The sequence below is a fragment of the Mesorhizobium sp. ORS 3428 genome (assembly GCF_001854785.1).
Taxonomy (GTDB): domain Bacteria; phylum Pseudomonadota; class Alphaproteobacteria; order Rhizobiales; family Rhizobiaceae; genus Mesorhizobium.
In genome coordinates, this window is the sequence record NZ_MDFL01000003.1 from 162,694 (window position 1) to 187,637 (window position 24,944).

A 24,944-nucleotide genomic window follows, 5' to 3' on the forward strand; every position below is an offset into this window, starting at 1 on the left:
CCGGCTGCCGGATTCCAATCACGAAGTTGTTCCGGCTGGACCATGAGTCGGCACCTTGAAATTGCGTCAGCCGCTTACTAGTCAGATATTTTTTATCAATACAATCATACACTTATGCCACGCGTCCGGTTGGTTCACCAAGTGTATCCGACGGCCAATGTTCACCGCCTCCTRCACGCACCGTCAACGGAAACGAACCGTTCGGTTCGATTTTAGAGTCTCCTAATAGTCACTTTTCGATACCTTTAACCATCTGGAGGCTGATCCGACCCGACTCGGAAGCGTGCCTGCCCGGGTCTGATTCCTCACTGGCGCGCTGCCCTTGCAGCTTACCTCGGTCACCTTCTCGTCGGATCTGCTCAGACGGCGGTCGTTGTCTTTTCGCAATTCCGGACGGAAAACCGCTGCGCACTTTTCCTGGAATTGCTTTTAAACCCCGTAGCGCTCGGTGCGGATGATCCCTGCCGGAACGCCTGCATCGATCAGCGCCTGTGCGGCCGCGGACACGAACGAATTCGAGCCGCAGACGAAGGCGAGCGCAGGCGGCTTCGGCAGCCGCTCGATGGCCTCAGTGACCATCGCGGCATCGATGCGGCGCGAATAGTCCGCCGGCCTTCTGGGGGATTCGCGCGTCATCGTCAGCACCAAGTCGAACCCGTCAGGTTGATCGTCGAGGCCGATCAACTCGTCGCGGAAGATCACCTCGTCCCAGACCCTGGCCGAAACCATCAGCACGACCGGCACTGCCGAATTGCGCAGCGTGCGGTGGCGCAGCATCGCCATCAACGGCACCACGCCGGAACCGCCGCCGACCAGAAGGATCGGCCCGCCGTCGCTGTCCTGCCAGATGAAGTGGCCGCCGAGCGGGCCGCGCAATTCGATCTTGTCGCCGACCTCCGCCACATCGTGGAAGAAGGGCGAAACCTCGCCGTCGTCGAGCCGCTCGATCGCCAGTTCGATGTCCGCGCCTTCCTCCGGCGCCGAGGCGATGGAATAGGAGCGGCGCGCCTGATAGCCATCCGGCGCCGTCAGCCTGATGTCGACATGCTGCCCCGGCAGATGGACGAACGGCCGCGACGGCCGGAACCAGAAGCTGATGACGCGCGGCGTGCGCTTTTCAATGCGGGTGATGGTGGCCGTCTGCCACGGCGATCGCGGCTGCGATTSCGCGCTCATGGATCGCCCGAATAGCGCYGCTCACGCCACGGGTCGCCATAGATGTGATAACCGCGCAGCTCCCAGAAGCCCGGCTCGTCGCGCTCGGTGAACTGCAGCCCGTTCACCCACTTGGCCGACTTCCAGAAATAGAGATGCGGCACCAATAGCCGCGCCGGCCCGCCATGGTCGGGTGTGATCGGCTTGCCCTCGTAAAGCAGGGCCACCATCGCCTTGCCAGTGACTAGGTCCCTGGTCGGCACATTGGTGGAATAGYCGTCGAAGGAAAGCGCCAGCGTGAAGTCGGTCGGCGGCCCGATGCCGGCATCGGCGAGAATGTCGTCGATCAGCACGCCCCGCCAGGCTGTGTCGAACTTGGTCCATGCCGTCACGCAATGGATGTCGCGGGTCATCTTGCTCTGCGGCAGGGCGTTGAACTCGGCCCAGTTCCAGGTCTTGATCGGCCGCGGTCCGTGCTTGAGCGTGAAGGACCAGTCCTCGGTGCGCACGCGCGGCGTCGGCCCTGCCGAGAGAACCGGAAAGCCCTGCTCCAGATACTGCCCGGGCGGGATGCGCGCATCCGTGTCCGAGGGAGGACGCCGTCCGGAAAAGAAGCCGCGGGTGACCATCGAGACGCCTCCTGCGCCAGGCTAATTAATGGCTTCGGCAGTGTTCTCGAAGATATCCTTGCGGGCAACAGAAATCTCGGAAGCGGACCTGCCGGCGTGCCGGCAGGTCCTTGTAGTCCRCCGCAGTCTCGTCAGCCGGCGGCGAAGGGCACCGCGACGAATATCTGCTGGTCGCCGCGATCGACCAGCAGCAGCACCGACTTCTTGCCGGACTTGCCGGCCTCGGYGATCACGTGATCTGCCTCCCTGGCGCTCTTCACCGGCGTCTGGTCGACGGCGACGATGATGTCGCCCGGCTGAAGGCCGGCGGCCGAAGCTGCCTTGTCCGGATTGACGCGCTCGATCACGGCGCCGCGCTGGTTCTCGGAAAGGTTGAGCTCCTGGCGAATGTCGGGCGTGATGTCTGTCAGGCCAAGGCCGAGCGACGGCACGCCCTGTCCGGCGGGCGRCTTGCCTTGWTGGCCCGTGGAGGCGGTCTGCGTGTCCTCGGTGTTGCGGCCGACATCGGCCGCGATCTGCATCGTCTTGCCCTTGCGCCAGACGTTGACCGTCTCCTTGGCGCCAGGCGCGACATCGGCGACAGCGCGCGACAGGTCTTTCGGGTCCTTGATTTGCTGGCCGCCGAAGCCGGTGATCACGTCGCCGGTCTCGATGCCGGCCTTGGCCGCGGGCGACCCTTGAGTGACCGCCGCGACCAGCGCGCCGCCCGGATGATCGAGGCCCATGGCGCTGGCGACATCCGGTGTGACAGGCTGGATCTGCACGCCGAGATAGCCGTATTCGATATTGCCGCCCTTCATCAGCTTGGCGACAACCTTCTGCGCCTGGTTCGACGGGATGGCGAAGCCGACGCCGACGCTGCCGCCGTTGGGCGAAAAGATCGYGGTGTCGATGCCGATGACATTGCCGCTGACATCGACCAACGGACCGCCGGAATTGCCGCGGTTGATCGGCGCATCGATCTGGATGAAATCGTCGAACGGCCCGCTGTGCAGGTCGCGACCACGCGCCGAGACGATGCCGGCGGTGACGGTGGTGCCGATGCCGAACGGATTGCCGATCGCCAGCACCTGGTCGCCGGTCATCAGCTTGTTGGAATCGCCCCATTTGACGGTCGGCAGCGGCTTGTTCGCCTTGATCTTGAGCACCGCCAGATCGTTCTTGGCATCGTGGCCGACGAGCTTGGCGGGAAGCTCGGTGCCGTCGTCGAGCGTCACCTTGATCGATGTCGCGCCGTCGACGACGTGGTTGTTGGTGACGATGGTGCCGTCGGAGCCGACGATGAAGCCGGAGCCCAGGGCCTCGGCGCGCTGCGACTGCTGCGGYGGCGCCTTGGGCACAGGGACGCCCTGATCGGGTGTGCCCTGTTCGYCGAAGAAGTGGCGGAAATACTCGTCAAAGGGTGAATTGCCGTCGCCRCCATCCGGGGGCGAGGCCTCTCCCATGGCATCGGGCTGTGCATTCATGACCGTCGTGATGGTCACGACAGCCGGCTTGGTGGTAGCGACGATCGGCGCGAATGAGCCATTAGGCGCCGTTATGCCGGGGACGGGGGTCTGGGTCGTCGCAGCCACATTGCTCAAGCCGGTTTTGCCCCCATTTTGCGCRAAGGAGACGACGACGGGGGTGATGATCAGCGCAGCGCCCAGCAGGGCCGCGACGCGATGTCTGCGAAGTATGCTCATGGGTGACATGGTCGTTTCTGTCCGGGCGAGAGTTGATCCGACGCCGCAGGCATTTATCGAGAAACGGCCCATCGGCGCGTCGGCGACCGGGAATGCCTGCCTCGCCTTGCATGGCAGCCGGCCGGATCGACATTCCGCATTTAGGGCGCGCAATGGCCTGAATCACGGCCTCGGGCTGACCTTACGAAGATTTAATTCAGAGAGCGCTCACGAACGGCTCGCTCCGGCGCAGGTATGCGGACGCGATCTCGCGCATGCGCACGCCGGTGAAACTGGGGCCGTGGCCGCCATGACCGATGCGTATCGGCAGGTCGAGCAGCCGCTGCATGGTGCGGCAATAGGCAGCACGGTCCGAATCCGGCAGATCGTCGATCAGCATGCCGTCATAAATGGCGTCGCCGGCGAAAAGCAGGCCGTCGGTTTCGTCGAAAAGCCCGATCGAATCCGGCGAATGTCCGGGCAGATGCAGCACGCAGAATTTTCGGTCGCCCAGATCGACGACGTCACCCTCGTCGAGCGTCCGCGTCAGCGGCGCCGGCGCAACCCGATAATCGGCCGCCTTCCAGTCCGGCGCCGGCAGCTTCGACACGGCGCCGTCGAGATTGTGGAACATGTAGGCATAGGTGACGGCGTCATCCATGCTGCCGAACTGTGCCGCGCTCGCCTTCGGGCCCATCCTGAGCGGAAATTCGTGCAGCGRGCCGACATGGTCGAGATGGATGTGGGTGGCGACGACGATCAGCGGCTTGCCCGCCGGCGTGCCGATCTCGGGCGCCAGCGGGCAGATRCCCATCCCGGTGTCGACCAGAAGGTCGGCGTCGCGGCCCTTCAGATGCCAGATGTTGGCGCGCATGAAATCATGCACGAAGGGTTCCGTCAGCATCGTCGTCCTGGCATCGACGATGGCCTTGCCGAACCAATCACCCACCACAAGCTCGTCCATCAGACGAACGGCTTCCCGACCTTGTATTTTTCCGGCACCAGCCGCCTCAGATAGGCCATGCCGGCCTCCGACAGCTGGTTAACGTCCGGCTTCAGGAAATCGTCCGGCATGTGGCGCGTCTTGCCCGCGACCGCCTTGAGCGGCACCTTCTTCAGCACGGTCTTTTTGCCATCATACTGCAAGGCCACCGAGCCGCCGCCCTCGTCGGCGACCGCCACCGCGAAGGCACCGGCATCGAAGGCCTCCTTGGCGTCCACCGCGCTGATCGCGCCGACATAGCCGCGCGGCATGTAGCCCAGCGCATCGACGCGGGYACGCTTGCCCGGCAGGCCTTCGGCGAGCGCCCGTTCGAGCGCGGCCGGCAGGTCGCTGCCGGACAATTTGACATTGCCGTGCTGGTCGCGCTCGAGCTTTTCCGGCGGCACCAGGCTTTCGACCAGCGCCCTGCCGTCGGCGGTGCTGACACCTTCCGAGACGGCGACGATACAGCGCTTGTGGCGGTCGAGCGTCTTGCGCACATCGTCGATGAAGCGCTCGGCCGAGAAGGCGCGCTCCGGCACATAGACCAGGTGCGGACCGCTGTCGGGATCGAGCTGCCAGGCGGCCGCCGCAGCGGTAAGGAACCCGGCGTGCCGGCCCATGACGATGCCGACATAGATGCCGGGCAGCGCGCGGAAATCGAGATCGACGGACAGGAAGGCGCCGGCGACGAATTCGGCGGCCGAAATGTAGCCCGGCGTGTGGTCGTTCTCCTCGAGATCGTTGTCGATGGTCTTCGGCGCATGCACGAAGGCCATCGTGCCGCCCGCCGCGTCGGTGAGGATCTGTTGCGTGCCCGAAGTGTCGTTGCCGCCGATATAGATGAAGGCATCGGCGCCGACTTTCTTCAGGCCGTTGAGGATCACCTCGCAATAGGCGGCATCGGGCTTGTCGCGGGTCGAGCCGAGGGCCGCGCTCGGCGTGCCGGCAATCAGGCGCAGCCGATCCTCCGGAATGGCGGAGAGGTCGACATAATTGCCGTCCCGAATGCCGCGCACGCCATGGATCGAGCCCAGCACCCTGGCGCCGGGATGGCGCTTGCGGACCTCCAGCGTGGCTCCGACGACCGTCTGGTTGATGACGGCGGTCGGGCCGCCGCCCTGCGCAATGACGAAAGTTCCGGCCATGGCTCGTTCTCCCAAGGGCGATGGTTTTCAGAGTAACCTTCGCCTGTCTTGCGGCATCGCGCAACGGAAGAAAACGGGAGCTGGACCGCGAAAATGGCGGCCGTGTCGGCCGCCCGAAATGTCAGACCACGACGACCGGGTTCTTCTTCGAGACGCGGTTGTAGAGGTCGATGATGTCCTGGTTGATCAGCCGCACGCAGCCCGATGATATCGCCTGGCCGATGCTCCACCATTCCGGCGAGCCGTGGATGCGGTAACCGGTGTCCCTGCCGTTCTGGTAGATGTAGAGCRCGCGGGCGCCGAGCGGATTGGTGAGGCCGCCAGGCTGGCCGCCTTGCCATTTCACCAGTTCCGGCTTGCGCTGGACCATTTCCGGCGGCGGCGTCCAGACCGGCCATTCCTTGCCGTACTGGATGTTGGCGCGGCCCGACCAACGGAAGCCATCCTTGCCGATGCCGACGCCGTAGCGGATGGCGTCGCCGCCCGACTGGACCAGATAGAGCATGCGTTCCTGCAGATGGACGACGATGGTGCCGGGCGCCTCGCCGGTCTTGTCGACGACGATCTGGCGGCGGAACTCCGGCTTGACCTTCTGCCAGGGCACGGCTGGCACCTGGAAGCCGCCATCGGTGAGCGAAGCATACATCACGTCCGGGCCGGTGATGTTCTTGTCGACGCTGATTGCCGGGCGCATCGGATGCACCGAGCCGGTGGTGGTGTCGTCGAGCGGCATTTGCGGCAGGTCGAGCGTGTCGGTGGTGCTGCAGCCGGCGATGCCGAGCAGCGCGATGGCGCCCGCGCCGGCAAGCATGGCGCGACGGGAAAGCTGATTTTCGGTTTCGATTGTGTCGCCGTTCGAAGGCGGCGTCAGATCCTGCGGCAACTCGCGCATCTACCCAAATCCTACGCTGTCGGCGGGAGGCATGGTCCGGCCGATGGTGCGCATTTTCGTCAGGCATGGTTGAAAARGGGTGAACGGCGCGGGCTGGGCTTAACCCTAACAGCCCGTTACTTCGCTGGATGGCGTGGGTAAGTAGGCGCCGAAGATTTTCCGCGCGGCCCTCTTTACAATCGCGAAGACCCCAGGATTTATCCTGTTCTTTGCGCTCAAGGAGCAGGGAAATGTCCTTCCAAAACTGGGCCGCCTTTGCCGCCGCCTCGACCATCCTCCTCGTCATCCCGGGCCCGACGATCCTCCTGGTCGTCTCCTATGCGCTGGGCCAGGGCTGGCGCACGGCGCTRCCGATGGCGGTCGGTGTCGCGCTCGGCGACTTCACGGCGATGACGCTCTCGATGCTGGGCATCGGCGCGCTGCTTGCGGCCTCCGCCACGGTGTTCACGGTCCTGAAGTTTATCGGTGCCGGCTATCTGGTCTATCTCGGCATCAAACTGTTCCGGGCCGGCGGCGCGCTGAAGGCCGAGCCGCGCACCGACGCTGTGTCGGCAGCAAGGATGATGGTRCATGCCTGGCTGGTCACGGCGCTCAATCCCAAGAGCATCACCTTCTTCGTCGCCTTCCTGCCGCAGTTCCTCGACCGCCACGCCGATTTCTGGACGCAGATGCTGACTTTCGAAGCGACCTTCCTGGCGCTCGCCTTCACCAATGCCTTCGGCTACGCGCTGGTGGCATCCAGGGCCCGCGCGATCGTGCGCAACCCGAAGGCGATCCGCATGTTCAACCGCACCGGCGGAACATTGCTGGTCGGCGCCGGCATCGCCACGGTGGCGATGCGCGCCAGCAATTAAGCGCCCCGCGCACAGCGGGCAGGCAAGAAAAGTCCGGTCGTCCACGGTTGGCGGGTCGGTCGGCAATGCTCTAGGATCGGGCTCCGAACGACAGATCTGCGATCATCGAAGGGCATCCAATGGCGTTGAAGGACGCATTCGGCCTGGCCTATTCCGGCGCGACCGAAGCCGGGTTCTCGTCCTACGCCAGAGCCGTCCATGAGCTGCAATGCTTCATCGGCGATCCGGTCGCTACAATAGACCGCGCGATCGCCGACGACCCCGGCTTCGCGATGGCACACGTGTTCAAGGGCTACCTGTTCGGCCTCGCCACCGAGCGCGAGGCAGTGGCGGTTGCGCRGTCCTGCCACGAAGCCGCGCTGCCGCTCGCCGGCACCGCGCGCGAACAGGCGCATGTCGCGGCGCTCGGCCACCTCGCCGGTGGACGCTGRCACGAGGCTGCCCGCATCCTGGAGGACATCGCGATCGACAATCCGTTCGACGCGGTGGCGCTGCAGGTTGGCCACCAGATCGACTTCTTCACCGGCAATGCCCGCATGCTGCGCGACCGCATCGGCCGGGCACTGCCGGCCTGGCGGGAAAGCATGCCGGGCTATCACGCCATTCTGGGCATGCAGGCTTTCGGGCTGGAGGAGATGGGCGACTATACGCGGGCCGAATCCTTCGGTCGGCAGGCGGTCGAGATCGAGCCGCGCGACGGCTGGGCTCAGCATGCGGTCGCGCATGTCATGGAGATGCAGAGCCGGCAAAGCGACGGCATCGCCTGGATGCGCGCCAACCCCGACGCGTGGTCGAACGACAGCTTCCTCAAGATCCACAATTGGTGGCACCTGGCACTGTTCCACCACGATCTCGGCGAGACGGATGAAGTGCTCAAGCTCTATGACGGTCCGATCTAYGGCGACCGCTCGACGCTGGCGCTCAACATGGTCGACGCCTCGGCGATTCTTTGGCGTCTCCATCTCGGCGGCATCGATGTCGGTAACCGCTGGCAAGCCGTTGCCGCGAACTGGGTGCCGAAGGCCGCGGCCGGCAATTATGCCTTCAACGACGCGCATGCGATGATGGCCTTTGTCGGCGCCGGACTGGACGCTGCCGTGCAGATCTTGCTCGAAGCGCAGCGCGAGGCGATGCGGGGCAATGACGACAACGCCGCCTTCACCCGCGATGTCGGCCATCCCTTGAGCTTGGCCATCAAGGCATTCGGCGAGGACAATTACGATGAGGCGGTGCGGCTGATCCGGCCGATCCGCTCGATCGCGCACCGCTTCGGCGGCAGCCATGCGCAGCGAGATGTGATCGACCTGACGCTGATCGAGGCGTCGCTGCGTGCCGGCCAGGCCGGGCTGGCGCGGGCGCTTGCGGCAGAGCGCCGGCTGGCGCGGCCGCACAGCCCGCTATCGGCGCTGTTCTCGCGGCGCGCGGCCGATTTGTCAGAGAATTGACCCGAGACGGAACTTGGCATAAGAACTGGCCGAGCCAAATTTTTTCGAGCTCCGAAAAAATTAATGGCAATGGGAGGAAATCATGTATCTAGGCCTCGACCTGGGCACTTCAGGCGTCAAGGCGCTGCTGATCGATGATCGCCAGAAGATCATCGGCTCCGGCCATGGCTCGCTCGATGTCTCGCGGCCGCATCCGGGCTGGTCCGAGCAGGACCCCGCCTATTGGATCGTGGCCTGCGAGAAAGCGGTAGCCGAGCTCAAGGTCTCGCACCCCAAGGAACTCGCGGCCGTCAAGGGCATCGGCCTTTCCGGGCAGATRCATGGCGCGACCCTGCTCGACGCCTCGGACAAGGTGCTGCGCCCCTGCATCCTGTGGAACGACACACGCAGTCATGTCGAGGCGGCTGCGCTCGACGCCGACCCGCGCTTCCGCGAGCTCACCGGCAACATCGTCTTCCCGGGCTTCACGGCGCCRAAGCTTGGCTGGGTGAAGAACAACGAGCCGGCAATCTTTACCCAAGTGGCCAAGGTGCTCCTGCCGAAAGACTATCTGCGGCTCTGGCTGACGGGCGAGCATATTTCGGAAATGTCGGATTCGGCCGGCACGGCCTGGCTCGATGTCGGCAAGCGCCGCTGGTCCTCCGAGCTGCTGGCCGCAACATCRCTTGAGGAAAAGCACATGCCGTCTCTGGTCGAGGGCACGGCGAAGGCCGGCGGCTTGCGCGGCGAACTTGCGGCGAAATGGGGCATTGACGCCGGAACTCCGATCGCCGGCGGCGCCGGCGACAATGCGGCGTCGGCCTGCGGCATGGGAACGGTGCGTGCCGGCCATGCCTTTGTATCGCTCGGCACGTCGGGCGTGCTTTTCGCCGCCAATGCGTCCTACCTGCCCAATCCGGAAAGCGCGGTGCACACCTTCTGCCATGCGCTGCCAAACACCTGGCATCAGATGGGTGTGATCCTGTCGGCTACCGATTCGCTCAACTGGCTGTCGGAGATCACCGRCAAAAGCGCCGGCGAGTTGACCGGCGAGTTGGGCGACAGCCTCAAGGCGCCTACAGGCGTCACCTTCCTGCCCTATCTTTCCGGCGAGCGGACGCCGCACAATGATTCCGCCATCCGCGGCTCGTTTACCGGGCTGGCACATCAATCGGGCCGCGCCGAGCTGACGCAAGCGGTGCTCGAAGGGGTGGCGTTTGCCTTCCGCGACAGCCTCGAAGCGCTGAGGACGGCCGGCACGATGCTGGCCCGGGTGACCGCGATCGGCGGCGGCTCACGCTCGCGCTACTGGCTGAAGGCGATCGCCACCGCCCTTCAGCTTCCGGTCGATATTCCGGCCGACGGCGATTTCGGCGCCGCCTTCGGCGCGGCGCGGCTCGGCCTGATCGCCGCGACGGGCGCCGATCCGCTTGCCGTCTGCACCGCGCCGGCGACCGATGCCACGATCGAGCCTGACACCGGGCTCGGCGGCGCCTTCGCAGATGCCTATCAGCGCTACCGCGCGCTTTATCCGGCGATTCGGGCCGCAACCGCGTGAGTCGGCGCTTACCCCCCTCTGCCCTGCCGGGCATCTCCCCCTCAAGGGGGGAGATTGGCAGTTTGGACGCCCCGGCCATTCCTGCGACTCTGGAGATTGGCGAAAGCCGGCGTGACACCCGATCTCCCCCCTTGAGGGGGAGATGGYCGGCAGGCCAGAGGGGGGTGCCTCGCGCCTGCCTTACCCGGTCAGCCTCACTGYGCCGGCAGCTTGTCGAGGAAGCCGGTGATGCTCTTCAGGCGGCCGTTCTCAATGACGCCGATGTCGGTGCCTTCGATGACGGATTCTGCGCCCTCGGGTCCGAGGTTCCACGAGAAACGGATGCGGTCGGCGAAACCGTCCGGCTGGCCTTTCAGCGAGAAGCGGAAGYCGGCAAAGCGCTGCTGGACACCGTCGATCAAGGCGGCGATGCCTTCGTGGCCGTCGCCCTGCATGACCGGGTCGCGATAGCTGACATCCTTGGTGAAAGCAGCCTCAAGCAGGGCCTTGCGGCGCGTCGCATCGCTCTCGTTCCAGGCGGTGATGTAGTTCCGGGTGATCGTGTTGAGGTCGGTCATTGTCTTCATCCTTCGTTGGATCGTTTCGACATGACGCTTTTCGCCCGACGAAGCAGCGAAACCAATTACGCCTGAGGTAATCGGGCGGAACCATTCGGAGAGGAAGGAAACCATGGGCAGCGGATTTTTCGGCGACATCAAGAAGATCAAATATGAGGGGCCGGATTCGACCAATCCGCTGGCCTACCGGTTCTACAACGCGGACGAGGTGGTGGCCGGCAAGCGGCTCGAAGACCATCTGCGCTTCGCCGTCGCCTACTGGCACTCCTTCGCCTGGCAGGGCGGCGACCCGTTCGGCGGCCAGACCTTCGATCGTCCCTGGTTCGCCAAGCCCGGCGGCATCGACACGATGGAGTTGGCCAAGCTCAAGGCCGACGTCGCCTTCGAGATGTTCTCGCTGCTCGGCGTTCCGTATTTCTGCTTCCACGACGCCGACGTCCGCCCGGAAGGCAAGGATTTCTCCGAAAGCGCGGCGCGCCTCGACGAGATCGCCGATTATTTCGCCGGCAAGATGAAGGAAACCGGCGTCAAGCTGCTGTGGGGCACGGCAAACCTGTTCTCGCACCGCCGCTTCATGGCCGGCGCGGCCACCAATCCCGATCCGGACGTGTTCGCCTATGCGGCGGCGACGGTGAAGAAGTGCATCGACGTCACCAAGAAGCTGAAGGGCGAGAACTATGTGCTGTGGGGCGGGCGCGAAGGCTATGAGACGCTGCTCAATACCGACCTTGCCCGCGAACAGGAGCAGGCCGGCCGCTTCCTCAACCTCGTCATCGACTACAAGCACAAGATCGGGTTCAAGGGCACGATCCTGATCGAGCCAAAGCCRCAGGAGCCGACCAAGCACCAGTACGACTACGATGTCGCCACCGTCTACGGCTTCCTCAAGCGATTCGGGYTGGAGAAGGAGGTCAAGCTCAACATCGAGCAGGGCCACGCGATCCTCGCCGGYCATTCCTTCGAGCACGAGCTGGCTTTGGCCAATGCGCTGGGCATCTTCGGCTCGATCGACATGAACCGCAACGACTACCAGTCCGGCTGGGACACCGACCAGTTCCCGRACAACGTGCCGGAAATGGCCCTGGCCTACTACCAGATCCTGCAGGGCGGCGGCTTCAAGACCGGCGGCACCAATTTCGACGCCAAGCTGCGGCGCCAGTCGCTCGACCCGGAGGACCTGCTGATCGGCCATATCGGCGGCATGGACGCCTGCGCGCGCGGCCTTAAGGCGGYGGCGAAAATGATAGAGGACAAGGCGCTGTCGGCTCCGCTCGCCGAGCGCTATGCCGGCTGGAACACGGCCGAAGGCAAGGCGATGCTTTCGGGCAAGCGCACGCTGGAAGAAATCGCCGAGCGCGTGGTGAAGAAGAAGATCGAGCCGCAGCCGCGCTCCGGCCGGCAGGAGCTGCTCGAGAATATCGTCAACCGCTACGTGTAAGCCGGGCCGACCTTCTCGCGRCACCCGATCGGGTGCCGCCGAGCCTGGAATCGCATTCCGCGCAGGTGAATCTGCGCGACAAGGTTTTGCCTCGCGCCGCCTTTCAATCGCCGCGCTCTCGCCTTCAAACAGCCGTCACRGACTTCGTATATTGTGGTTATGTGGCGGAATGGAAAGAAGGAGGCGAAACGTATGCAGCACGAACGCGAAATCGACGCCCTGCTCTCTCCCAGCGAGGCCGGATCGATCATCGACCGCCTGATGGCGCTACCGCATCCGAAGGATGGCGCCCGTAATGCGAATGAATGGGACCGTGCGGTCGCCGCGCGGCTCGAAACGGCGCTTGCCAAGACCATGCGCTCGCGCATCGTTCGCGAGGGTCGTAGCGCCGCCTGATCTTGCGGGGCCCATTCTCCGTGGCCCTGTTTTCCATGGTTTGACGAACGGAGACTGATTCTCCAACCTGCACCGATGATACGCGCGGTGCTGCTCGACCTTGCGGGTGTCGTCTATGACGGCGACACCCCGATCGCAGGCGCTGTGGCCGCGGTCGAGCGTTTGCGCGAGGCCGGCCTGCCGCTCCGCTTTGTCAGCAACACGACACGTTCGCCGCGCCACCGAATCATTGCGCAGCTTGCCGCGCTTGGCGTCGAGGTTGCGGATGAAGAATTGCTGACGCCGGCACTCGCCGCGGTCGAATGGCTGCGCAGGCATGAGCGCCAGCCGCATCTGCTCGTCCATCCCGACCTCGAAGCCGAGTTCTCAGGCCTGAGAGGCGGCAATGGCCACGCCGTCGTCGTCGGCGATGCCGGCGAGGCCTTCGACTATGCCAGTCTCAACCTGGCGTTTCGCGAGCTGATTGCCGGCGGCGATTTTCTGGCTTTGGCCACCAACCGCAGCTTCAAGGATGCCGACGGCCAGCTCAGCCTCGACGCCGGCGCCTTCGTGGCGGCCCTTGAATTCGCGAGCGGCCGAAGCCCGATCGTGCTCGGCAAGCCGTCRCCGGATTTCTTCCTCTCGGCGCTCGCGGATTTGAATTGCGATGCAACCGATGCGGTGATGGTCGGTGACGATGCCGAAAGCGATGTCGCAGGCGCGCTCAGCGCCGGTCTTGGCGCGGCGCTGCTGGTGCGGACGGGAAAGTGCCGCCCGGATGACGAAACACGCTTCGATCCCGCTCCAACTGCGGTTGTCGACGACCTCGCCGCCGCGACCGAGTGGATACTTAAGGCGCGCCGCGCTGAAACGGATTCAGGCGACGCGCCTTAAGTTTTTTGTATTTCGCATGTCGTTTTCCCAAAACCGCTGCGCACTTTTGGGCGACATGCGCTAGCCGCGCCGCAGCCTGACCGGCGCTTCGCCGAAAGCTCTCGAAAACGCCCTGGAAAAAGCCGCGGCAGAGGAAAAGCCGGTGCGCTCGGCAATATCCGCCATGGCGATGCGCGTGTCGACCACCAGGCGGCGGGCGGCGCTGAGGCGCAGCCTCAGATAATAGGCGCCGGGCGTCTCGCCGATCGACTTGCGGAAAATGCCTTCCAGCGTTCTTGCCGTTACGCCGGCGCGCTTCGCCACCGCGTCGATGGTCAGCGGCTGGTCGACATGCGCTTCCATCAGCCGGATTGCCTGGGCAAGCCGCGGATCATAGCCGTCGAGCCGGCCGAGCGAGACCAGCGGCTGCGCATCGGTCGCGGCGCGGGCCTGGTCGTAGATGAACACGCTCGCCACATCGAGCGCCGCCGCCATGCCGAGCCTTGTGCGGACGAGATGCAGCATCAGGTCGAAGGTCGGCGAGGCGCCGCCGGAAGTGAAGACCGGCCCGTCGATGACATAACGGTCCGGCCGCACGTCGACACCGGGAAAAGCGGCGGAAAAATCCTCCATGTCTTCCCAATGCGTGGTGGCGCTGCGGCCCTCGAGCAGGCCGGCGCGCGCCACCAGCCAGGTGCCGGCCTCGACGCCGCCGCAGGCGCGCGCCGCACGCGCTGCCCTCCGCAAACCCGCAAGCAGCGCGGCGGTGGCGTAGTTCTGCGTGCCGAAGCCGGCGACTACGACCAGCATGTCGGTCGGTTCGCCGGCATCGAAGCGGCCGCTGACCGCGACAGGCAGGCCGCAGGTGGTGACCGGCGCCTCGCCGGTGATCGAGACCAGCTTGAAATCGAACAATGTCTCGCCGGAGATGCGGTTGGCTGCGCGCAGCGGGTCGACCGCCGAGGCCACGCACATGATGGACGAGCCCGAGAACACCAGGAACGTCACCTTGAGCGTCTCGCGCTCGGAGCGAAAGATCGTCGGCTTTTCGCTTTTGATCATGAGAACTTCGTAAAACGCAAAACAGTTTTCGGCAAGTCGGTCATTCTTGGCCAGCTTCGGCGCCTGTCGTCATACCAAAGCCGGTTTCCGATTTTTTGGTCGACATGGATGGCTGATCGATTTTGGGAGGAACGACGATGCCACTCGCGATGAACCGTGAGGTCTTCATTACCTGTGCCGTGACCGGCTCCGGCGGCACGCAGGACCGCAGCCCGAATGTGYCGCGCTCACCCAAGCAGATCGCCGATTCGGCGATCGAGGCCGCCAAGGCGGGCGCCGCGATCGTCCATTGCCATGTGCGCGACCCCGAGACCGGCAAGCCCAGGCGCGACGTGCATCTCTACCGCGAAGTGACCGAGCGCATCCGCGCAGCAGAAGTCGACGTAGTGCTGAACCTCACAGCCGGCATGGGCGGCGACATGGTGTTCGGCTCGCCCGAGGCGCCGCTCCCGCTCAATGAGAAGGGCACCGACATGGGCGGTGCCTCGAACCGCATGGAGCATGTGCGCCAGTGCCTGCCGGAGATCTGCACGCTGGATTGCGGCACGATGAACTTCGCCGAGGCCGACTACGTGATGACCAACACGCCCGGCATGCTGCGCGCCATGGGCGGCATGATGACGGCACTCGGYGTCAAGCCCGAGATCGAGGCCTTCGACACCGGCCATCTGTGGTTCGCCAAGCAGCTTGTCGAGGAGAAGGTCCTCAATCCGGATGCGCTGGTGCAGCTCTGCATGGGCGTGCCGTGGGGCGCGCCGGACGACCTCAACACCTTCATGGCGATGGTCAACAACGTGCCGTCGACCTGGAACTGGTCGGCCTTCTCGATCGGCCGCAACCAGATGGCCTATGTCGCGGCGGCGGTRCTGGCCGGCGGCAATGTCCGTGTCGGCCTCGAAGACAATCTGTGGCTGGACAAGGGCGTGCTCGCCACCAATGCACAGCTCGTCGAGCGGGCCRTCAGCATCGTCACCAATCTCGGCGCACGGGTACTCGGGCCGGAGGAGGTGCGCAAGAAGCTCAACCTCACCAAGCGGGCGCCGATCGCGGCGGGAGCATGATCCCGAAAAGATCATGCTCAAGCAATACCGGGGGTTGAGATGGCTACCGTCAAATTCACCGCGATGAAGGATGGCGACAAGGAAGACTATGAATTCCTGACCGCCCATGAGATCGACTATGCCGCCAAGACCGGCGATCGGCTGCTCGATGCTCTCGTGCAGCTCGACGAGGGCCTTTCCGGGTACAAGATCACCCGGCTCGGCCATTCGCTGCAGGCGGCGACGCGCGCCTGGCGCGACGGCGCCGACACCGACTGGATCGTCTCGGCGCTGCTGCATGACATCGGCGACATCTACGCGCCCTACAATCACGACGAATACGCCGCGGCGATCCTGAAACCCTTCGTACGCGAGCAATGCACCTGGGTGGTGGAGAAGCACGGCGACTTCCAGCGCCTCTACTWCGCGCATCATCTCGGCGGCAACCGGCATGCGCGCGACCGCTTCGCCGGCCACCTCTATTTCAACGACTGCGACCAGTTCTGCGAGCGCTGGGACCAGTCGAGCTTCGACCCCGACCACGAGACGTTGCCGATCGAATTCTTCCGGCCCTTCGTGCTCGAAGTCTTCGCGCGCAAGGCCTACGACCCGACGGTGATCCGCGCCGGCGAGCGCGTGCCGCTTACCGATCCCGAAACAGCCAAGACAAGAACCGGAGCCCGACCATGAGCATCATCAACAAGGCGGCTGCCATCGGCGGCGGCGTCATCGGCGCCGGCTGGGTGGCGCGGCTGCTCTTGAACGGCATCGACGTGTCGATCTTCGATCCCGATCCCGAAGCGTCGCGTAAGGTGGGCGAGGTGATGAAGGGCGCACGCCGCGCCTACAAGCAGATGCTGCCCGGCGGCCTGCCCAAGGAAGGCAAGCTTACCTTCGCCAAGACGATCGCCGAGGCGGTGGCGTACGCCGACTTCATCCAGGAGAGCGTGCCGGAGCGGCTCGATCTCAAGCACAAGGTGCTGGCCGAGATCGACCAGCACGCGCCGGCCAACGCCATCGTCGGCTCCTCGACTTCGGGCATCAAGCCGAGCGACATGCAGGTGGCGATGAAGAAGCATCCGGAACGGCTGGTTGTCGGCCATCCGTTCAATCCGGTCTATCTTTTGCCGCTGGTCGAGATCGTCGGCGGCGCGCAGACTTTCCCGGAGGCGATCGAGGTCGCCAAGGAGCTCTACGCCTCGATCGGCATGAAGCCGGTGGTGATCCGCAAGGAGATCGAGGCCTTTGTCGGCGACCGTCTGYTCGAGGCCGCCTGGCGCGAAGCRCTGTGGCTGATCAAGGACGGCATATGCACCGTCGAGGAACTCGACGACATCATGCGCTATTCGTTCGGCCTGCGCTGGGCACAGATGGGCATGTTCCAGGTCTACCGCGTCGCCGGCGGCGAGGCCGGCATGYGCCACTTCATGGCGCAGTTCGGGCCTTGCCTGAAATGGCCATGGACCAAGCTGATGGACGTGCCGGAGTTCAATGACGAGCTGGTCGACCTGATCGCCACGCAGTCAGACGAGCAGGCRCATGGCCTGTCGATCCGCGAGCTTGAGCGCATCCGCGACGACAATCTGGTCGCCATCATGGACGCGCTGTCGAAGCAGAACAAGGGCAAGGGCTGGGGCGCCGGCGCGCTGCACAAGGACTACACCAGGCAGCTTGCCAAGCTGGCGGGGAAGCCGGCCGGCAAGTCGGCCGACAAGGCAAAAACCGCCAAGCCGGCGAAGAAGGCTGCAAAGCCGGCAAAGGCTGAAAAGCCGACCAAGGTCGAGAAGCCTAAGAAGAAAAGCAAGAAGGGCTAGGGCGATGCATTTCGGGCTTTCGGAAGAGCAAAAACTCATCGTCGAGACGACGCGCGCCTTCGTCGAGAATGAGCTTTACCCGCATGAGCAGGAAGTCGAGCGCACCGGCGTGCTGCGCCGCGAGCTGATCGACGAGCTGAAGGCCAAGGCGATCGCGGCCGGGCTTTACGCCGCCAACATGCCTGCCGATGTCGGCGGCGCGGGCCTCGATACGGTGAGCTGGCTGCTCTATGAGAAGGAGCTCGGCCGCGCCAATTACGCGCTTCACTGGACCTGCGTGGCGCGTCCGTCCAACATCTTGCTCGCCGGCACGCCAGAGCAGCGCGAGAAATATCTCTTCCCCTGCATCCGCGGCGAGAAATGGGACTGCCTGGCAATGACCGAGCCCGGCGCCGGTTCCGACCTGCGCGGCATGAAGGCGACGGCCGTGCAGGACGGCTCGGACTGGGTGCTCAACGGCACCAAGCATTTCATCAGCCATGCCGACATCGCCGACTTTGCCATCGTCTTCATGGCCTCCGGTGAGGAGGATTCGCCGCGTGGCAAACGCAAGAAGATCACCGCCTTCTTCGTCGACAAGGGCACCAAGGGATTTTCGGTGCGCGACGGGTACCGCAATGTCTCGCATCGCGGCTACACCAATTCGATCCTCGAATTCGACGACTGCCGGCTGCCGGCGAGCCAGGTTCTCGGTGAGGTGCACAAGGGCTTCGAGGTTGCCAATTCCTGGCTCGGTGCCACGCGCCTGCAGGTCGGCGCCACTTGCCTCGGCCGCGCCGAGCGCGCGCTTTCCCATGCCATCGAATATGCCGCGCAGCGCCAGCAATTCGGCCAGCAGATCGGCAAGTTCCAGGGTGTGTCCTTCAAGCTCGCCGACATGGCGACGGAATTGAAGGCCGCCGACCTGATGGTGTTCGAAGCCGGCTGGAAGTACGATCAGGGCACCGTCACCGATCAGGATATGGCAATGGCCAAGCTGAAAGCCACCGAGATGCTGGCTTTCGTTGCCGACGAAGCGATCCAGATCCATGGCGGCATGGGACTGATGGACGACCTGCCGCTGGAGCRCATCTGGCGCGACGCGCGCGTCGAGCGCATCTGGGAAGGCACTTCGGAGATTCAGCGACATATTATTTCGCGGGCGCTGCTGCGTCCGTTCGGGGCTTAGAGCATGATCGCCCAAAACCGGGACCCGGTTTTGGGAAAGATCGTGCTCAAACGAAAAGATGACCATGCATAAACTCGAACGTCTCCTGCGCCCGAAATCGATCGCCGTGTTCGGCGGCGCGCAGGCCGCGGCAGTCGTCGCGCAATCGATCAAGATGGGCTTTGCCGGCGAGATCTGGCCGGTGCATCCGACAAAGGACGAGGTCGCCGGCCGCAAGGCATACCGCTCCGTCGCCGATCTGCCCGGAGCGCCGGACGCCGCCTTCGTCGGCGTCAACCGGCATCTCACCATCGAGGTCATCAGGGCGCTGGCCGAGCGCGGCGCCGGCGGCGCCGTCTGCTTTGCCGCAGGCTTCCTCGAGACCGAGGCTTATGACGAGGACGGTGAGCGGCTGCAGGCCGAACTGGTCGCCGCCGCTGGCCAGATGCCGATCATCGGCCCGAACTGCTACGGCCTGATCAACTATGCCGACGGCGCGCTTTTGTGGCCCGACCAGCATGGCGGCATCCGGCTGGCCGACGGCGGCAAGGGCGTTGCCATCATCACCCAGTCGTCCAACATCGCCATCAACATGACGATGCAGAAGCGCGGCCTGCCGATCGCCTTCCTGATGACGGCCGGCAACCAGGCGCAGACCGGCCTTTCGGAAATGGCGCTCGGCCTGATCGAGGACGAGCGCGTCACGTCGCTCGGCCTGCATATCGAGGCTTTCGACTCCGTCGCCGGCTTCGAGCGTCTGGCGGCCAGAGCGCGCGAGTTGAAGAAGCCGATCATCGCCATGAAAGTCGGCCGCTCCGAGCAGGCGAGGCAAGCGACGGTGTCGCACACCGCTTCGCTTGCCGGCTCAGACGCCGCTTCCGGCGCCTTCCTGAAGCGGCTCGGCATCGCGCGCGTCGATTCGATCCCCGCCTTCATCGAGGCGCTGAAGCTGCTGCATATCACCGGACCGCTGCCCGGCTACAGATTGTCGTCGATGAGTTGCTCGGGCGGCGAGGCTTCCGTGATGGCAGACAGCGCCGAAGGGCGCTGGGTGCATTTTCCGACGCTGACGGCCGAGCACCGCGCCCATGTCAAATCGACGCTCGGGCCGCTTGTCGCGGTCGCCAATCCGCTCGACTACCACACCTTCATCTGGAACAACGAGCCGGCGATGACGGCCACCTTCACCGCCATGGTGTCGGGGGACTTCGACCTCAATATGCTGGTGCTCGACTTCCCGCGCCCCGACCGCTGCTCCGACACCGACTGGTGGGCGACCCTGCGCGCCTTCGAGGCGGCGTTGAAGACCAACAGGGCGCAGGGCGCGATCGTCTCCTCGCTGCCCGAAAACCTGCCGGAGGAATACACCGCCGGCCTGATGGCGCGCGGCATGGTGCCGCTTTTCGGCATTTCGGAAGCGATGGATGCCGCCCAGGCGGCGGCCTTCATCGGCTGGGCCTGGCGCGAGCCGCAGGCGCAGCCCGTCGACACGTCGGCCGCCGGCGCGACCGACGGCAGCCACACCACCCCCGACGAGGCCGAGGCCAAGGCGCGTCTGCTCGAGGCCGGGCTGCCGGTGCCGAAGGGCGAGCGCGCGAGCAACGCCGTCGAGGCGGTGATATCATCCATGGCGCTCGGTTTCCCGGTGGCGCTGAAGGCGCTCGGCGTGACGCACAAGTCCGAAGTCGGCGCCGTGCGGCTGAACCTCAAGGATGCCGAATCCGTCAGCAATGCCGCRCATGACCTGCTACCGCTCGGCACCGGGCTCTATGCCGAGCGCATGGTGCGCGACGGCGTCGCCGAGCTGATCGTCGGCTTCACGCGCGACCCAATGTTCGGCGCGGTGATGACGCTCGGCACCGGCGGCGTGCTGGTCGAGCTCTTGCGTGACAGCGTGACCCTGATGCTGCCGGCGACGCGCGACGACATCGAGGCGRCATTGCGTGGATTGAAGCTTTACCCGCTGCTCGAGGGCTATCGCGGCCAGCCGAAGGCCGACGTCGCGGYCGCCATCGACGCCATCGCCGGCATAGCCGACTTCGTGCAGAAGAATGCCGGCGAGATCGAAGAACTCGACATCAATCCGCTGATCGTCTGCGCCGAAGGCAAGGGCGCCTGGATCGCGGACACCCTGCTGGTGCTTGGAGAAAAGAAGAATGGCTGACGTCATCACCACCCGTCGCGAAGGCACAATCCTCGAAGTCACGCTCGACCGGCCGAAGGCCAATGTGATCGACCTGAAGACGTCGCGGCTGATGGGCGAGACCTTCAAGGCGTTCCGCGACGATCCGGACCTGCGCGTCGCCATCGTCAAGACGGCCGGCGACAAGTTCTTCAGCGCCGGCTGGGATCTGAAAGCGGCGGCCGCCGGCGACGCGGTCGACGGCGACTATGGCGTCGGCGGCTTTGCCGGACTGCAGGAACTGCGCGACTTGAACAAGCCGATGATTGCCTGTGTCAACGGCATGGCGGTGGGCGGTGGCTTCGAGCTGGCGCTGTCCTGCGACCTCATCTACGCCTCGGACCATTCCTCCTTCGCGCTGCCCGAGATCCGTGCCGGCACGCTGGCCGATGCCGCCACCATCAAGCTACCGAAGCGCATCCCCTACCACATCGCCATGGACCTGCTGCTCACAGGCCGCTGGATGGATGTCGCGGAAGCGCATCGCTGGGGCCTGGTCAACGAGGTGCTGCCCAAGGAGAAGCTCGAGGWCCGCGTCTGGGAGATCGCGCGGCTTTTGGCCAGCGGCCCGCCGCTRGTCTTCGCAGCGATCAAGGAAACGGCGCGCGTGGCGGAAGCGCTGACCTTCCAGGAGGCGATGAACAAGGTGACGCGCCGCCAGCTGCCGACCGTCGATATCCTCTACGGCTCGGAGGACAATATGGAAGGTTTTCGCGCCTTCGCCGAAAAGCGCGATCCGGTGTGGAAGGGAAAGTAGGCCGTCTTACCCTCCCCTCGATGGGGAGGGTAAGACCGAAGGTCCGGGGTGGGGTGAAGCGCCGCCACCCCCTCCCGCCGCTTCGCGGCGACCTCCCCCATCCAGGGGGAGGTAAGGAGTGCCTATGACCAACTATAAAACCCTCATCGACGCTGAGACCTGGGCCTTCATCGAGAAGACCAATTCCTACTATCCGCCTGACACGATCGACTACACGATCGCCGAGCAGCGCGCGATCTACGACCGGATGTGCCGGGAGTTCTTTGCCGGCTACCCGGAAGGCGTCACGGCCGAAACGACGGCAATTGCCACCCCGACCAACAGCATCCCGATCCGCATCTATCGCAACGCGACGGCAAACAAGCCGGCGATGGTGCTCTACGTCCATGGCGGCGGCTTCATCCTTGGCGGACTGGACAGCCATGACGACGTCTGCGCCGAGATTTGCGGGCGCACCGGCTACGAGGTGGTCTCGGTCGACTATCGGCTGGCACCGGAGCATCTGCACCCGGCCGCCTTCGACGACGCCATGACCGCCTTCGAATGGGCGGCCTCGACCTACGACTGCCCTGTCGTGCTCTGCGGCGACAGCGCCGGCGGCAATCTCTGCGCCGCCGTTGCCCATGCCACGCGAGGCCACATCAAGAAGCCGATCGGCCAGGTGCTGATCTATCCCAGCCTCGGCGGCGACCGCGCGCGCGGCTCCTATGTGACGCATGCCGAGGCGCCGATGCTCACGCTGCGCGATACCGAGTTCTACCTGAACATCCGCACCGGCGGCGTGGATCGAACCGGCGACATCACGCTGTCGCCGCTCGCCGACGCCAATTTCGCCTACCTGCCGCCCACGGTGCTGATCACAGCGCAATGCGATCCGCTATCCTCCGACGGCGAGGCCTATCGTGACCGCGTCGTCGCGGCAGGTGGGCACGCCTACTGGTTCGAGGAGCCGGGGCTGGTGCACAGCTATCTCAGGGCCCGGCATATGGTCGGCCGGGCGCGCGCCAGCTTCACCCGCATCGTCGAGGCGGTGTCCGTGCTCGGCCGGGGCGAGTGGATCTGGTGATCCCCGCAGTCGGAAAAGGCGTCTCTCCCGGCTTGCCCAATTCCTCGCATTGAACCTTTCCTCGTCTGTCCGCGACTGACAGCTAAGCACCGCGTGGTGCGGGCAGGAAAGGAAACCTCGATGATCGGAAACCCAGAGACGGCTCGGTGCGGCCACCGCTTTCGGGAGCGGGTCGATGCGCTGGGCTTCCGGCTGATTCCGTTGACCCTGCCCAGGAGCCGGCGTATCGTCGCCGCGCGGAAAACGGACAATTCGATCAGGGACGAACGAGCCGGAGCGCTGCGCCTTGCCCTGGTTTGCGCGGMGAAAACGGATGATCCTTGCGGCGGCCTCGGGGGGAGTTCAATGTCTTGCGACCGCGGCTCGTTCGTGGCCTCTCGCGCCGGGTGTCTGCGCCGCACATTGAAGACGATCAGCGGAATTGTTGCCCTGGCGCTGTCCGCCGGCCTCTGGCTGGGCGGCGTGGCAAAGGCCCAGGAAACGCAGATAATCCATCCCGGCTCGATGGCGGTGACCGGCTTCCCCGGTACGACTATCCCCGATTTCGACTCTCCCGATTCCAAAGGGGGCCTGCCGCCAGGCGTCGACCCGGTCGACAAAACCTTCATCGACACGTCGCGCGCCTCGTTGCGCATTTTCGACGTTTCGCACCTTGGCGGCCCGGCGTCCGGGCAGCTCGTCTACACGCGGCCGCCCTTCGAGGTGACGGCCGGCCAGATCGGCGAGGTGTTCGGTCTCACCTATGACGACGGCGTGCGCGACGGGGTGCCCTCGGGGATTCCCAACCTTTACGCGGCCGCGACCTCGCTGCACGGCATCGAGATCGTCACGCCGGACGCCGACAATGACGGACGCCCGGAGCGGCAGCGCCACGGCACCGCGGGCGCTGTCTTCATGGACRGGCAGTTCGGCACTGAGAATGGCGGTGGTCCGGGCACGATCTGGAAGATCGACGGCATCACGGGCGCCGTCTCRAAATTTGCCGACATCGACAGCAACAGCGGCCCGGGCATCGGCAACCTCGCCTTCGATCCGAACCATCGCGAGTTCTTCGCTTCGGATCTCGACACCGGGCTGATTCACCGCATCGATATCGAGGGCAATCTGATCGACAGCTTCGACCATGGCGTCGCCGGGCGCCCGGCGCATGGGCTCGCGCCGATCGCCGATGACGGCGCCGTCATGGACATCCAGGGTGCTGCCTTCGACAGCGAAGACCCCAAGACCTGGGGCTACACGCAGGACGAGCGGCGCGTCTGGGCTGTCGCCTATCATGGCGGGCGGCTCTACTATTCCGTCGGCGAGAAGGCCGATATCTGGTCGGTCGGCATTGCGAGCGACGGAAGCTTTGCCGGCGATCCTCGTTGGGAGCTGACGGTCCAGGCCGACAAGGACTACGCCGTCACCGACATCGCCTTCGACAACAAGGGCTTCATGTATCTCGCCCAGCGCGGCCCGGTTGAGAACCGCTACGATTACAGCCGCTTCGCCGATTCCGGCGAAGGCGAGCTGATCCGCTACCGGCGCGAGGAACCGGACGATCCGGCAACGGAATCGGTTTGGGTGGAGGTGCCGCAGGAATACGCAGTCGGCTTCCCGCAGGGCAATCGCCAGTCGGCCGGCGGCGTCGACCTGCAATATGGCTACGGTGCCGAAGGCAATCTCGACACAGGCGTGTGCACCGGCACGGTCGTCAACACCGGTGACAAGTTGCGCGACAATCCCGGGCTTGGCGAGCGGCTCGCCGCCGGCGGACCGCTCGCCGTGCATGGCGTGCAGCTGACGCCGAGAGCGCTGGTCGAGCCCGCCAACGTGCCGCCCTTCGGCTCCTGGTTCGTCGATTTCGACGGCTATTTCGAGGATCCGGATGTCCAAGGCCATGTCGGCGATGTCAGGGTCTGGCGCCCCTGCGAGGGCCGCGCCGGCTACTATGAGGAAATCCCCGGCGGCGGCTACCTGCCTCCCTTCTATCCGCCGGACTTCCCGCCTCCGGGCAACCTGCCTCCCTGCCTCGACGTCGAGCACGTCCAGTATTTCTGCACGCCCCGCGGACTTCAGGCCGATCTTTATCTCAATGACCATGCCGGCTTCGGCGGCGATTCGATCAAGGCTCAGTCCAAGACGCCTGGCGTCGAGGTGACCTCACCCATGTCGCATGCGGCGGGCAAGCCCTACAGGATCGACATCACCGGCCATAATCCGGGCGAGACCGTCAATGTCGGGCTCTGCTTCTACCGCAAATCCGATCAGGACAAGGGCGGCTATTACCCTTGCTGCAAGATGACGCTGCCGCTCAGAACGCCAGCCGTCGAGTGCGAGCGCTGAGG

22 protein-coding genes are annotated in these 24,944 nt (G+C 65.0%); 14 read left to right on the forward strand and 8 right to left on the reverse strand.

The features are described from left to right. Positions 1-429: 429 nt before the first annotated feature. From ORS3428_RS03175 to ORS3428_RS03200, 6 genes are all read right to left on the reverse strand, one after another. On the reverse strand, positions 430-1,176 hold the full coding sequence (locus ORS3428_RS03175; protein ID WP_071094439.1) for a ferredoxin reductase: 747 nt from the start codon (positions 1,174-1,176) through the stop codon (positions 430-432). Further along, the gene (locus ORS3428_RS03180) at positions 1,173-1,784 is read right to left on the reverse strand and encodes a molybdopterin-dependent oxidoreductase (RefSeq protein WP_071094441.1); all 612 of its coding nucleotides are present in this window, start codon (positions 1,782-1,784) and stop codon (positions 1,173-1,175) included. Before ORS3428_RS03180 ends, ORS3428_RS03175 begins: the two co-directional genes overlap by 4 nt. 131 nt (positions 1,785-1,915) lie before the next feature. Continuing rightward, a complete protein-coding gene (locus ORS3428_RS03185) occupies positions 1,916-3,469 on the reverse strand; it encodes a DegQ family serine endoprotease (protein ID WP_071094443.1) in 1,554 nt (517 codons plus the stop codon). Between the two features lie 196 nt (positions 3,470-3,665). Next, on the reverse strand, positions 3,666-4,412 hold the full coding sequence (locus tag ORS3428_RS03190; RefSeq protein WP_071094445.1) for an MBL fold metallo-hydrolase: 747 nt from the start codon (positions 4,410-4,412) through the stop codon (positions 3,666-3,668). Continuing rightward, complete coding sequence (locus ORS3428_RS03195) at positions 4,412-5,578, reverse strand: diphosphate--fructose-6-phosphate 1-phosphotransferase (protein WP_071094447.1); 1,167 nt, start codon at positions 5,576-5,578, stop codon at positions 4,412-4,414. Before ORS3428_RS03195 ends, ORS3428_RS03190 begins: the two co-directional genes overlap by 1 nt. A 121-nt stretch (positions 5,579-5,699) precedes the next feature. Further along, positions 5,700-6,470: a L,D-transpeptidase gene (locus ORS3428_RS03200; protein ID WP_071094449.1), complete on the reverse strand. Its 771-nt coding sequence runs from the start codon at positions 6,468-6,470 to the stop codon at positions 5,700-5,702. Between the two features lie 230 nt (positions 6,471-6,700). Between ORS3428_RS03200 and ORS3428_RS03205 the strand changes: the two genes are divergently transcribed. From ORS3428_RS03205 to xylB, 3 genes are all read left to right on the forward strand, one after another. Further along, on the forward strand, positions 6,701-7,324 hold the full coding sequence (locus tag ORS3428_RS03205; protein ID WP_071094451.1) for a LysE family translocator: 624 nt from the start codon (positions 6,701-6,703) through the stop codon (positions 7,322-7,324). A 119-nt stretch (positions 7,325-7,443) separates the two neighbouring features. Then, positions 7,444-8,769, forward strand: coding sequence for a tetratricopeptide repeat protein (locus tag ORS3428_RS03210; RefSeq protein WP_071094453.1), 1,326 nt, complete (start codon positions 7,444-7,446; stop codon positions 8,767-8,769). Positions 8,770-8,851: 82 nt separating this feature from the next. Continuing rightward, positions 8,852-10,306 carry a xylulokinase gene (xylB, locus tag ORS3428_RS03215; protein WP_071094455.1) on the forward strand — a complete coding sequence of 485 codons (1,455 nt, stop codon included), beginning with the start codon at positions 8,852-8,854 and terminating at the stop codon, positions 10,304-10,306. 194 nt (positions 10,307-10,500) lie between these two features. Here the strand turns inward: xylB and ORS3428_RS03220 are convergent, their stop codons facing one another. Next, a complete protein-coding gene (locus ORS3428_RS03220) occupies positions 10,501-10,863 on the reverse strand; it encodes a nuclear transport factor 2 family protein (protein WP_071094575.1) in 363 nt (120 codons plus the stop codon). A gap of 112 nt (positions 10,864-10,975) precedes the next feature. On the opposite strand from ORS3428_RS03220, the gene xylA reads away from it, so the two are divergent. The 3 genes from xylA (at position 10,976) to ORS3428_RS03235 (ending at position 13,570) form a co-directional block, all read left to right on the forward strand. After that, complete coding sequence (xylA, locus tag ORS3428_RS03225) at positions 10,976-12,301, forward strand: xylose isomerase (RefSeq protein WP_071094458.1); 1,326 nt, start codon at positions 10,976-10,978, stop codon at positions 12,299-12,301. A 192-nt stretch (positions 12,302-12,493) separates the two neighbouring features. Continuing rightward, positions 12,494-12,697 carry a hypothetical protein gene (locus ORS3428_RS03230; RefSeq protein ID WP_071094577.1) on the forward strand — a complete coding sequence of 68 codons (204 nt, stop codon included), beginning with the start codon at positions 12,494-12,496 and terminating at the stop codon, positions 12,695-12,697. A gap of 87 nt (positions 12,698-12,784) precedes the next feature. Beyond that, positions 12,785-13,570, forward strand: coding sequence for a TIGR01458 family HAD-type hydrolase (locus ORS3428_RS03235; RefSeq protein WP_338011907.1), 786 nt, complete (start codon positions 12,785-12,787; stop codon positions 13,568-13,570). 60 nt (positions 13,571-13,630) lie between these two features. Here ORS3428_RS03235 and ORS3428_RS03240 read toward each other — a convergent pair whose 3' ends face one another. Continuing rightward, a complete protein-coding gene (locus tag ORS3428_RS03240; protein ID WP_071094462.1) occupies positions 13,631-14,611 on the reverse strand; it encodes a GlxA family transcriptional regulator in 981 nt (326 codons plus the stop codon). Between the two features lie 137 nt (positions 14,612-14,748). On the opposite strand from ORS3428_RS03240, the gene ORS3428_RS03245 reads away from it, so the two are divergent. The 8 genes from ORS3428_RS03245 (at position 14,749) to ORS3428_RS03280 (ending at position 24,942) form a co-directional block, all read left to right on the forward strand. Further along, on the forward strand, positions 14,749-15,672 hold the full coding sequence (locus tag ORS3428_RS03245; RefSeq protein ID WP_071094464.1) for a 3-keto-5-aminohexanoate cleavage protein: 924 nt from the start codon (positions 14,749-14,751) through the stop codon (positions 15,670-15,672). A 39-nt stretch (positions 15,673-15,711) separates the two neighbouring features. Next, entirely contained in the window at positions 15,712-16,341 is a 630-nt protein-coding gene (locus ORS3428_RS03250) for an HD domain-containing protein (RefSeq protein ID WP_071094466.1), read from the forward strand. Continuing rightward, positions 16,338-17,465, forward strand: coding sequence for a 3-hydroxyacyl-CoA dehydrogenase NAD-binding domain-containing protein (locus ORS3428_RS03255; protein WP_071094468.1), 1,128 nt, complete (start codon positions 16,338-16,340; stop codon positions 17,463-17,465). Before ORS3428_RS03250 ends, ORS3428_RS03255 begins: the two co-directional genes overlap by 4 nt. Positions 17,466-17,469: 4 nt before the next feature. Beyond that, positions 17,470-18,633 carry an acyl-CoA dehydrogenase family protein gene (locus tag ORS3428_RS03260; protein ID WP_071094470.1) on the forward strand — a complete coding sequence of 388 codons (1,164 nt, stop codon included), beginning with the start codon at positions 17,470-17,472 and terminating at the stop codon, positions 18,631-18,633. Between the two features lie 64 nt (positions 18,634-18,697). Continuing rightward, positions 18,698-20,776, forward strand: a complete 2,079-nt coding sequence (locus tag ORS3428_RS03265) for an acetate--CoA ligase family protein (RefSeq protein WP_071094579.1) — start codon at positions 18,698-18,700, stop codon at positions 20,774-20,776. Then, a complete protein-coding gene (locus tag ORS3428_RS03270; protein ID WP_071094474.1) occupies positions 20,769-21,551 on the forward strand; it encodes a carnitinyl-CoA dehydratase in 783 nt (260 codons plus the stop codon). The genes ORS3428_RS03265 and ORS3428_RS03270 overlap by 8 nt, the downstream gene beginning before the upstream one ends. Before the next feature lie 124 nt (positions 21,552-21,675). Further along, on the forward strand, positions 21,676-22,617 hold the full coding sequence (locus tag ORS3428_RS03275; RefSeq protein ID WP_071094476.1) for an alpha/beta hydrolase: 942 nt from the start codon (positions 21,676-21,678) through the stop codon (positions 22,615-22,617). A gap of 345 nt (positions 22,618-22,962) precedes the next feature. After that, on the forward strand, positions 22,963-24,942 hold the full coding sequence (locus ORS3428_RS03280) for a hypothetical protein (protein WP_108722958.1): 1,980 nt from the start codon (positions 22,963-22,965) through the stop codon (positions 24,940-24,942). Positions 24,943-24,944: the final 2 nt, after the last annotated feature.